Here is a 10,475-nt window from a genome sequence, read left to right on the forward strand (position 1 = left end):
GGATTCCTTACAATTAACGATGCATCATTTCTGGTGAAGACAGGAAGAACAGATTCCACTCTGTCGGAGAGCCAGATTTAGCCAGCGCTTCCTGTGTGCGTGGACTGGCGCTTTTTACCCAATTTTTCAGGTAGGCAGAGCTGGCTAGGTTGGCTGATGGAATACTGGCCGGTGCCAGAACCGCAGCGTTACTCTCGGTTTTTTCAGGTTTAAACAGATTCGGGCTGCCATTCGCCAGCAGGCGGGCGATTTCAAAACGGGTACTCATCTGGCCCGGACTGGCCCAGGCACTGGCCGTCATTTGATAGCCATCCGGTGTCTGGCGGCCATTAAATGGCTGACCCATGGTATTGAGCCAGTTCAGCAACGGTGAAGTATTGGTAATGGCAGAACCATCATAGGCCAGCCTGACATAGGACACGACGTAATGCAGCGGGTCCTTGAATTTCTTACCCAGCGAAGCGATAAATTCCGGCGAGTCAAATAAGGTGCGCAAGGTGAAGGCAATATCGCCATCGCTGTTCAGGAAGCTTTGCGCCATCGCGTTGACCAGGACCTCCGAAGGCTGGTCAGAGACAAAGAAATTAGCTAGTTTTTGACTGATGAAATGCGCAGTCGCCGGTTGTCTGACCAGCAGGTCCAGCACTTCATCCACTTCTTTCAGGCCCCTGCCTTTGATCGTGCTGCCCAGCAGTTGTTTATCGCCAAAGTCGTGACGCTGCGGATTGAACTCAAACAAACCGCGTCTTATATATAAATGGCTGATTTCATGCTTAATTTTCGGCGCGTCGTTACTCAGATTGACCCCAACGCCGGTCAGTACCCGCGCCAGCTCCTGCACATCGCGCTGGCTATAACCGCCATTGACGCCCATGGTATGTAACTCCATCAGCTCACGCGCATAGTTTTCGTTAATACGATTGACAGCGTTATATTCATTGTCCAGATAGCGCAGCATGGCCGGATGAAACACTGTGGCGCGCAATAAATCGCGGAAATTACCGAGTGCATACGGACGTATCGCATGCTCTTCAAAATCACCTATCATGACACGCAGATTGTGTTTGCTATTGTGCATGTTGAAATGGTTCATCCAGAACCAGCTCATTTGTTCATGCAGTTGATTACTGGCGTAAATCTGTCGTAGCAGCGAGCGGCTGGCAGCTTCTTTGGCGAGCCGGTTCATCTCTTGCTGATACTCTTTACGCAAAGTGTCGTCAGTGCCCTTTTGCTGTTCGGAGGCGATACGTTTTGCCTCCATTTGCCGCACCAGACTTTCAAATGAGTTCTGAGAAATCGTCAGTGCATTGATCTGATTCTGTATCGTTGGCGGCACCACACTGGTCTGACCACGCAGTTGCTGGTCCAGATAGCGATCCAATCCGACAGCCTGTACTTGTTGTTTGGTGCTGAAGTTACTGCCCCAGGTAATGCGGTTCAGTAAGGCTTCAGGCGTTACACCCGCTTTGGTCAAGGTATTGGATGGCGGCGGCAGGACGGGACGGCTGTGTTCCGGGCGGGAGGAGTTCAGTCCGGTACATGCACTCAGCCCACAGATAACGCTGATGCTGAGAATTTTTTGCAGTCTTGTTGCGGTAAACATGAGCTCTCTTTTTCTTCAGGTACGTCAGACACTAGATAGGTATGGTTGCCCGTGAGCATACAACGAATCCAATCCGTATTGGATGACTGATTTTAAAAGTAGTTCGCTAAAGAAATGTATGCCTATGTTACGCTTTGTATCGTCTGCCTGCGCCTGACTATGTGTGGCTGCCCAAAAAAAGAAAAAGCCCCGCCGGAATGGGATTCCTGTGCGGGGCCGGACTGAGCTGCGGGTATCTTCAGATCAGATCCATGTCACTGCTGTCTAAACCTGCGCTGTCATCCAGCGCCTGTACACTGTCCTGATCCAGACTCTCGAGTGGTGAACTGAGCGGCTGATTCTGATCAAAATAGCCGGGCTGTAGTCCGCCATCGTTATTGCTCAGGCTGGCGGCACCGGATGGGGCGGAAGCCAGCCCTTGTTGTGCCGGGCTGCCCATCATGTGACTGATACCCTGATACAAAAAGGCGCCGGCTGCCACGCCTGCTGCCGTTGCTGCGACCGTGCCCAGCATGGAGCCAGACTGGCCGAACAGGCCGGAACCCGCTGCCGGTGCGGGATTCCAGGCCGGAGTGGAAGGCGTCGTAGCCGGATAGGTGCTTGCTGCCAATGGAGATGTCGCTGCCGGGCGCGTCACTGCGCTATTGCCCCAGCCTGTATTGCCCGCATCCAGAAAACGCGGTGATGTCTGGCTATTGGTCTGTTGATTCAATTGATTGAGTGCTTTTTGTTCACGTATATCCGCTTGTAATGCGGCGATCTGGCTGTTAGCGTCTGCCAGCGCCTGTTCCAGCAGCAATGCACGCTGCACCAGCAGATAACTGGCATGCGGCTGTTTGCTGACCGCCTGCTGTATCAGGGTTTGTGCCTGCGGGTCGGGATTCACAGCGCTGACCTGAACTAACTGCTCCAGAAAATTCTGTAATACCTGGGTTTCTTGTGGGGACATGATGGACTCCTGAGGAAGACAGTACTTCCCCTATCTGGTCATGTCTGCGCTGATTTCAATGCTCGGCCAGCGCGCGCCGGTATTGTATGGCTTCGGCGATATGCGGCGGCTGTATCAGCTCACTGTCAGCCAGATCAGCGATGGTGCGTGCCAGTTTGAGCACGCGGTGGTAGGCGCGGGCTGACCAGCTGAACTTTTGCATGGCTTGCTGCAGCAGTGCTTCGCCGCGCTGGTCAGTACGGCAATAGGTGTCGATGGCACGGGTATTGAGTAAGCTATTGGCATAGCCCTGGCGCTGCAATTGACGTGCAAACGCCGCTTCCACCCGTGCATGAATGGCGCTACTGGATTCGCCATCGGCCTGACGGGTTAAATCTGCCTGGGGCAGTGCCCCAACTTGAATCTGTACATCAATACGGTCTGCCAGCGGGCCGGAAATCTTACCTTGATAGCGCGCGATCAGATCCGGGGAGCAGCGACATTTACCGTTCGGATGACCCAGATAGCCGCAGGGACAGGGATTCATCGCGGCGATCAGTTGAAACGCCGCCGGAAATTCTGCCTGACGCGCGGCGCGTGAAATATGAATGCGTCCTGACTCCATAGGCTCACGCAGGACTTCTAATACCTTGCGGTCAAATTCAGGCAATTCATCCAGAAACAGCACGCCCCGATGGGCCAGTGAAATTTCACCTGGTCGCGGTGTGCTGCCTCCGCCGACCAGGGCCACCGCTGAGGCGGTATGGTGTGGTGAGCGAAATGGGCGTGCTTTCCAGCGCTCTATGGAAAAGCCGGAGGTCAGGGATTGCACCGCCGCCGATTCCAGCGCCTCCTGATCGGTCATACCGGGCAGAATGCCTGGGAAACGGGCAGCCAGCATGGATTTACCGGTACCGGGCGGGCCCAGCATCAGCACCGAATGAGCGCCCGCAGCGGCGACTTCCAGTGCGCGTTTGGCGGGTAGCTGGCCTTTGACATCAGAAAAATCCGGGTAGGCAGGACGTACCGCCTGTAAGTCTGGTCGATAACGACTTAGCTTGCTGTCTTCACTGACTGCGGCGAAGTGAGCACAAACATCGAGCAGTGAGCGGGCCGGATAAATGGCGGCATCGCTGACCAGTGCGGCTTCGGCGGCATTGGCTTGCGGCAGGATAAAGGCAGCTTGCGTCGCGTGATGACTCTGACAAATCGCGAAGGTCATGGCGAGTGCGCCACGGATAGGACGCAGTTCGCCGGACAGGGATAATTCACCGGCAAATTCATAGCCGTCCAGCGCATCGGCTGGAATCTGGCCTGAGGCCGCGAGTATGCCGAGTGCAATCGGCAGATCGAAACGGCCTGACTCTTTGGGTAAATCGGCCGGTGCCAGATTGACCGTGATTCTTTGTGCCGGAAAATCAAAGCGCGCATTTTGTAAGGCAGCGCGGACCCGGTCTTTGGATTCTTTGACTTCCGTTTCCGGTAGCCCCACGATGGTGAAGGCCGGTAAGCCGTTAGCCAGGTGCACTTCAACTGTGACCTGAGGTGCATCCATGCCGTTCAATGCCCGGCTTTTCAGAACGGCCAGCGACATAGCGCTACAGGCTGAATTACTTCTGACTCAGTTGCGCTTCCAGCGCAGTTACACGTGCTTCCAGTGCTTCCAGGCGCGCACGGGTCTTGGCTAATACCTGTGCCTGAATGTCGAACTCCTCACGTGTGACCAGATCCAGTTTGGAAAAGCCTTGAGTCATCATCGCTTTGACGTTTTTTTCCAAGTCTTTAGCGGGGGAGTTTTCCAGTGCAGCGCTGAATTTAGCCTGTATGTCATTTAAAAAATTTTGCTTATCCATCTTGAGCTCCATACCTGAAGGGGCCGACCATACCAGCTGACCCGGCAAACCACCACATGCGATAGCAGCTTGCGGACCACAAAAAAAAATTGCACATAACTGGTGCGTAAATCCTATGCTGTAGTTGCAGTCAGAGAATGCGCGTCAAATTGGTGCAGATTTTTGAGCCTGTCCGTGTCTTTGTGTTTGCTGATTTTGTCGAAAGAGAAATCATACTCCAAAGCGCAGGGAGTGCCTAATGCACTGTTCAGATGTTTATACGCGTCAATGATTGGAGCGAAATCGGGTGTCGCTCGCAGGTCAGGTTGCAGACGCACAAAGTGCATAATTTTCATACCCGGCGGGCTGCTGGCACGACTCCTGCTAATAAGCCGGTAACTCTCGATTTCAAACTTCATTTCTAACAGAGCCGCGAATGATCTTCCGGCTATGTCTACCGGTGGTTCACGAAGTGAGTTCAGTTTTAGTTTTTTATTCAATCTCAATGTTAGACATACATATCAGGAGAAGCATGATGAAAAAATTAGTACTCGCCGCTGCAGTTGCCACTACGTTTGTCAGTGGATTTGCTTTAGCAGAAGACGCTAAGCCGGAACATGAAGTCAGTTTTAATGTCGGTGTCGCCAGCGAATACCGCTATCGTGCGATTTCGCAATCACGTCTGGATCCTGCGCTGCAGGGTGGTGCTGACTACACTCACAATCCTAGCGGCTTTTATGCCGGAACCTGGCTATCGACCATTAAATGGACTAAAGATGCCGGCGGTGGTGGTGATGTTGAGTGGGATATTTACGCTGGTAAAAAAGGCGAAATCACGAAGGATGTCAGCTACGACGTCGGTGTGCTGACTTATGTTTATCCATCTAATGGTCTGGATAAGGTGGCTGGATTTGCAAATGCAAACACTACGGAAATCTACGGTCAGATCGGGACTGGCCCAGTGTATGCGAAATATTCCCATGCAGTGACTAATCTGTTCGGTTTCGTTAATAGCAAAAACAGTGGCTACCTGGACCTGGGTGCCAATCTTGAACTCAAAGACGGCTATACCCTGAACCTGCATGCGGGTCGTCAGATCGTGAAAAATAACTCGGCTGCTTCTTACAGCGACTGGAAAGTCGGCGTCAGCAAAGAATTTTTTGGTGTGACTTTCAGCCTGGCTGCTTTGGGTACCAATGCAGACAAAACCGTTTATGTCACACCATCCGGCAAATTTACAGGCAAAACCACCCTGGTACTGACTGCAGTCAAAACCTTCTGAATCCGAGGATAGTATGAAACTCATTACCGCGATTATTAAACCCTTCAAACTGGATGAAGTCCGTGAAGCACTGTCCGAAATGGGCGTGCAGGGTATTACCGTGACCGAAGTCAAAGGCTTCGGCCGTCAGAAAGGCCATACCGAGTTGTACCGCGGCGCCGAGTATGTAGTGGATTTCCTGCCTAAGACTAAGATCGAGGCTGCCGTGGACGATGCGATCGTTGACCGTGCAATAGAAGCGATTGAAGGTGCGGCACGTACCGGAAAAATCGGCGATGGCAAAATTTTCGTCTACGACCTGCAACAAGTAGTGCGTATCCGTACCGGTGAAACCGGCAATGACGCCCTTTGATACGCGAAGCGAGGACTTGATATGAAACGGATTTTAAAAAGCGTAATACTGGCCAGTGCCTTATTGCTGGGTGCTGGCAGCAGTCAGCTGGTGATGGCAGATGATGTGAAACCAGCGGTGGTGGTGGCTGAGCCTGCATCCGCTCCTGCAGCGGCGCCAGACAGCGCTGCCGCATCCACTGGCGCAGCACCGGCCGCAACTGTCGTCACTGCACCAGCCAGCGCGCCGGTTGCTGAGGCGGCACCTGCTTCTGCCGCTGCCGCACCTGCTGCAGTTCCCAACAAAGGGGATACAGCCTGGATGCTGGTTGCTACCTTGCTGGTCATTCTGATGACTCTGCCAGGCCTGGCGCTGTTTTATGGTGGCCTGGTACGCACCAAAAACATGCTGTCTGTGCTGATGCAGGTGTTCATGATTTTTGCTGTAATCATCGTCTTATGGTGTATCTACGGCTATTCACTGGCATTTACCGAAGGCGGCAATTTCATCGGCTCCTTTGACCGCGTCTTCCTTAAAGGAATTTGGGACCCGGCTAAAGCCAGCTTCACCACTGCTGCCACATTCAGCAAGGGCGTTGTAATTCCTGAGTTTGTGTATGTCGCATTCCAGGCAACTTTCGCAGCCATCACTTGCGGCCTGATCATCGGTGCATTTGCTGAACGTGCCAAGTTTTCTGCAGTGCTGGCATTTGTCGTGATCTGGTTCACCTTCAGCTACCTGCCGATAGCGCATATGGTCTGGTTCTGGACGGGGCCGGATGCGATCAAAGATGCGGCCACACTGGCAACTGAAACTGCCAAAGCCGGTTATCTGTGGCAAAAAGGTGCACTCGATTTCGCTGGCGGTACGGTAGTGCATATCAATGCCGCGATAGCCGGTCTGGTCGGTGCGATCATGATAGGCAAACGGGTAGGCTATGGCAGAGAAGCGATGGCGCCTCACTCGCTGACGATGACGATGATTGGTGCTTCCTTGCTGTGGGTGGGCTGGTTCGGTTTCAATGCCGGCTCTGCACTGGAAGCAGGCGATGTGGCAGCACTGGCATTCGTGAATACTTTGCTGGCAACGGCTGCAGCGACTGTATCCTGGGTATTTGGTGAATGGATGTCCAAAGGTAAGCCATCGATGCTGGGTGGTGCATCCGGTGCGGTGGCTGGTCTGGTCGCGATTACGCCAGCTTGCGGTTATGTCGGTCCTATGGGCGCATTGATGATCGGTCTGATCGCTGGTGTGGTTTGTCTGTGGGGCGTGAATGGCCTGAAACGCCTGATCGGTGCTGATGACTCGCTCGATGTATTTGGTGTACATGGTGTAGGCGGTATTTTGGGTGCTCTGCTCACGGGTGTGTTTGCCGCACCATCGCTCGGTGGCCAGGGTATCTTCGACTACGTGACGAATAAAATGTCGGCAGATCCTTACTCGATTTTCGCTCAGGTTACCACCCAGGCTACCGCAGTTGGTGTCACCATCATCTGGTCTGCCGTGGTCTCAGTGATTGCCTACAAGTTGGTTGATCTTGTGATTGGACTGCGTGTTCCTGAAGATGAGGAACGCGAAGGTCTGGATATCACCAGCCACGGCGAGTCGGCTTATCATTCCTGACCGGAGTGAAGTGCAAGTAGTATCCTCAGTACGTGTATAGAGCGCACAGTGCTGAATTCACAGGTGGTTTTGCGATAGCAGAACCACCTTTTTTTCGTGATTTTTGTATGTCATCGAACCCTCATTCCCGGCATACCTGCTGATAAGTGGCAGATACTTCAGCCAGTTGACGTTCATCCGACAGGGTAAAAAAAACCAGACCCGCAGGTCTGGTTTTCATTGATGCCGGATGTAATTACTTGTCAGCCAGCGGACGTACCAACAGCCACAGCCGGCCTATATCTGCTGCGCCATCATTGCCTTGCAGTGATTGGAATAATTCCTTTGCTTTGTCGCGATTACCTGATTTCAGATAAGCCATACCCAGATGCAGTTTGGCTTCATCGACCGACTTCAGGCCACCTTTGGCGATACCTTGTTCCATCAGCGGTATGCCTTTTTCAGCCTGACCATTGATCACATAGTTGTAACCAATGTTGACCAGACCGGTACCGGTTTTTGCGGTTTTCGCAGAGGCTTCACCTGCATCCAGCGTCTTGAGATCTTCCGATGCCTGCTTATTGACGCGGTCACGTAATTGCTTATGCTTGACACCTTCTTTACCAACGCCCAGCAGATTTGCTGCATAGCCTGCATCCATCGCGGTTTTTGCTTCTGCTGGCAAACCCGCCAGCAATGCCAGCTCAGCCATTTCTACATACTGACCTGCATCATCCATATTGCCAGTCGCCAGCATCAGGCGATACAGATCCAGACGCAGACGGTCAGAGAAACCGGCTTTGTGTTCGGTGCGGTATATCATGTCGCCCCAGTATTCGCGCGTCGGGTAATGCGCCACCATGCGTTCCAGTACAGTCGTGTAACCGGCGTTGTCTTTCAAATGTTGATAGCAGCTGGCCAGCAGACGCAGGCTTTCTTCGGTGGGTGCGCGTTTCGCTGCATCGTCCAGTGCCAGGATTTCATTGATCTTTTTGATCGAAGCCTGGTAATCCTGTTTCAGATAATAGGCTTTGGCGATCAGATTATGGGTTTGCAGATTCGCCGGATCTTTTTCCAGCATACGATTGGCCCATTGTATCGCTTCATCGTATTTTTTCTCGTTGTAAAAGGTGCCCGCCAGACCTTCCATCAGACGCAGTTTTTCATTGTCTTTCAGGAATTCAGAGTTGATCATGGCGGAAAACGATGCCGCCAGCAAGGGTGTGTTGTTGGTGCTGGAAGCAACGATGGCACGCATACGGTGCAGCGCGAATTCCTCGTAAGGCGTTTTTTTATCCATTGCTTCCAGTGCAGCGATTTTTTCCATCGCTTGTGGATATTGCTTATCGTCTAACAATTTTTGTATGTCTGGCAGTGCTACGCCGAATTCTTTACGGACTGTGTTTTTTGGCTTTTCCGCGGATTCGTCCGCACGTGCATGAACACTGGAAATGCTGACAGGATTGAAACCAGAGCCGATTGCTGCAACTAACATTGCAGCGAACAGGAAAGACGTTTTTTTCATGAATGATCCGCTAAAAAAGTTGGATGACCGTATCGTTACGGCTCTGCGCTGCATAACGCGCAGTCACCAGGGTCTGTTGACAGTGCTGAGGCCGAAGCGCGCATTATAACTGAGGCTTTCCGGCAGGGTTACGGCAAAACGCAGACTTGCAAAGACGGAAATAACTTATCTTGCTTACCATTTGCAACCCAAATCCGTCACCGTACTGGCTGCCAGCGGGACCAGTCCCAGTAAGCCGAGTCCGGCAAAGGCTTTACGGCAATCCTTGCGCTCGGCTTTTTTCGTACCTTTCGCCAATTCAGTCTCCAGCGTGTCTATGCGCAAATGGCTGGCCTGAATCTGGGCTATCGTGCTTTTTTGTATTTCTTTATCGATTTGTAGTCCACTCTTACGCAACTGATCGATGCCTGGGCTGCTGCTATTACTGGTGCTACTGGTTTCAGCATGGCTTTGGGCTGGTACGGGTTCAGTCTCAGTGATAAGCGGAAAAGCCGGGCGGGTTTCAGCCTTAGCGTCAGTAGTGGGTTCAGTGAGGGCCTGAGATTTGTTCACGGGCTTACTCCGGATCGCAGGTGTTGTTCTGGGTACCTTGCTGGGTGGAAGCGCTTCTTTGACAGTATTGGTTGCGGGTTTCGCTGGCGTTACCTGAAACAAATCCAGATACCGCACCGTCTGGGCTTCAGTTTGATGCTGCTGGCGCTGATGTTGCCACGCCTGCCAAAACACCATATGGATTGCCAGCACCAGTAACAGGGCTGGCAACTGGCGCTGCGCCGGGAAACGCGGCTCAAATTGCGATGGAAAAACTTGCACGGGCTTATCCTTTACGATGACTTAGTCCAGGCCGTAAGCGCCTGAATGCATGCCTTAGGCTTCAATAAGGAGCTTAGTCTAGCTGAGATAACTTTATCTAAATGACTATTTTTTGAGTATTGCCAAATAATGCCACCGGGACTATTCATGCTTGCTCGAGGTCAACAATGACAGGACTTACGCAAAACCGCCCCAGCGGCTTTATGGCTCCTTGTCGTACAACTCGTACTGCCTGCGTCGCCAAGCCTTGCCGGGACAATTTTGCGTAAGTCCTCATTAATATGTGTTGACGATTTTGTTACTGTTTCAGCTTAGATGAAATGCAGTTGTGCATCAAAGTCCAAGATATTGCATTGAATGCAAACAATTGTCAGTTAGCGCGCAGCGCTGTGCAGCCAGCTTAGAAACTCAATTAATATACAAAAGTCATTGATTTATTGACAATTAGCAATTGTCGCTTAATGACAGGCATTCATTTCTGTTTCCCATCCAGGAGCCCCATCATGCCCCAACGCTTCCACCACCCGCGTGCGCTCAGCATTTCCGGTCCGGCGGTGAC

Annotated in this window: 9 protein-coding genes; 3 read left to right on the forward strand and 6 right to left on the reverse strand. The window is 52.3% G+C overall.

Annotation, left to right across the window (positions count from 1 at the left end; all coding sequences use genetic code 11):
* Positions 1–13: 13 nt before the first annotated feature.
* From H8K43_RS13425 to H8K43_RS13440, 4 genes are all read right to left on the reverse strand, one after another.
* On the reverse strand, positions 14–1,603 hold the full coding sequence (locus tag H8K43_RS13425; RefSeq protein WP_186904307.1) for a DUF1800 domain-containing protein: 1,590 nt from the start codon (positions 1,601–1,603) through the stop codon (positions 14–16).
* Positions 1,604–1,841: 238 nt separating this feature from the next.
* Positions 1,842–2,552, reverse strand: a complete 711-nt coding sequence (locus tag H8K43_RS13430) for a DUF2076 family protein (protein WP_186904308.1) — start codon at positions 2,550–2,552, stop codon at positions 1,842–1,844.
* A 55-nt stretch (positions 2,553–2,607) separates the two neighbouring features.
* Entirely contained in the window at positions 2,608–4,125 is a 1,518-nt protein-coding gene (locus H8K43_RS13435) for a YifB family Mg chelatase-like AAA ATPase (protein ID WP_186904309.1), read from the reverse strand.
* A gap of 16 nt (positions 4,126–4,141) precedes the next feature.
* Positions 4,142–4,384 carry an accessory factor UbiK family protein gene (locus tag H8K43_RS13440; RefSeq protein ID WP_186904310.1) on the reverse strand — a complete coding sequence of 81 codons (243 nt, stop codon included), beginning with the start codon at positions 4,382–4,384 and terminating at the stop codon, positions 4,142–4,144.
* A gap of 514 nt (positions 4,385–4,898) precedes the next feature.
* On the opposite strand from H8K43_RS13440, the gene H8K43_RS13445 reads away from it, so the two are divergent.
* The 3 genes from H8K43_RS13445 to H8K43_RS13455 are packed head-to-tail and all read left to right on the forward strand — an operon-like array spanning position 4,899 to position 7,599.
* Positions 4,899–5,645, forward strand: coding sequence for a TorF family putative porin (locus H8K43_RS13445; protein ID WP_186904340.1), 747 nt, complete (start codon positions 4,899–4,901; stop codon positions 5,643–5,645).
* Between the two features lie 13 nt (positions 5,646–5,658).
* On the forward strand, positions 5,659–5,997 hold the full coding sequence (locus H8K43_RS13450) for a P-II family nitrogen regulator (protein ID WP_162019765.1): 339 nt from the start codon (positions 5,659–5,661) through the stop codon (positions 5,995–5,997).
* Between the two features lie 21 nt (positions 5,998–6,018).
* Complete coding sequence (locus H8K43_RS13455) at positions 6,019–7,599, forward strand: ammonium transporter (protein ID WP_186904311.1); 1,581 nt, start codon at positions 6,019–6,021, stop codon at positions 7,597–7,599.
* A gap of 235 nt (positions 7,600–7,834) precedes the next feature.
* Here H8K43_RS13455 and H8K43_RS13460 read toward each other — a convergent pair whose 3' ends face one another.
* On the reverse strand, positions 7,835–9,103 hold the full coding sequence (locus H8K43_RS13460) for a tetratricopeptide repeat protein (RefSeq protein ID WP_186904312.1): 1,269 nt from the start codon (positions 9,101–9,103) through the stop codon (positions 7,835–7,837).
* A gap of 174 nt (positions 9,104–9,277) precedes the next feature.
* The gene (locus H8K43_RS13465) at positions 9,278–9,916 is read right to left on the reverse strand and encodes a hypothetical protein (protein WP_186904341.1); all 639 of its coding nucleotides are present in this window, start codon (positions 9,914–9,916) and stop codon (positions 9,278–9,280) included.
* Positions 9,917–10,475: the final 559 nt, after the last annotated feature.

Source organism: Cognatundibacterium curvum (assembly GCF_014284235.1).
GTDB classification, from domain to species: Bacteria; Pseudomonadota; Gammaproteobacteria; order Burkholderiales; family Burkholderiaceae_D; genus Undibacterium; species Undibacterium curvum.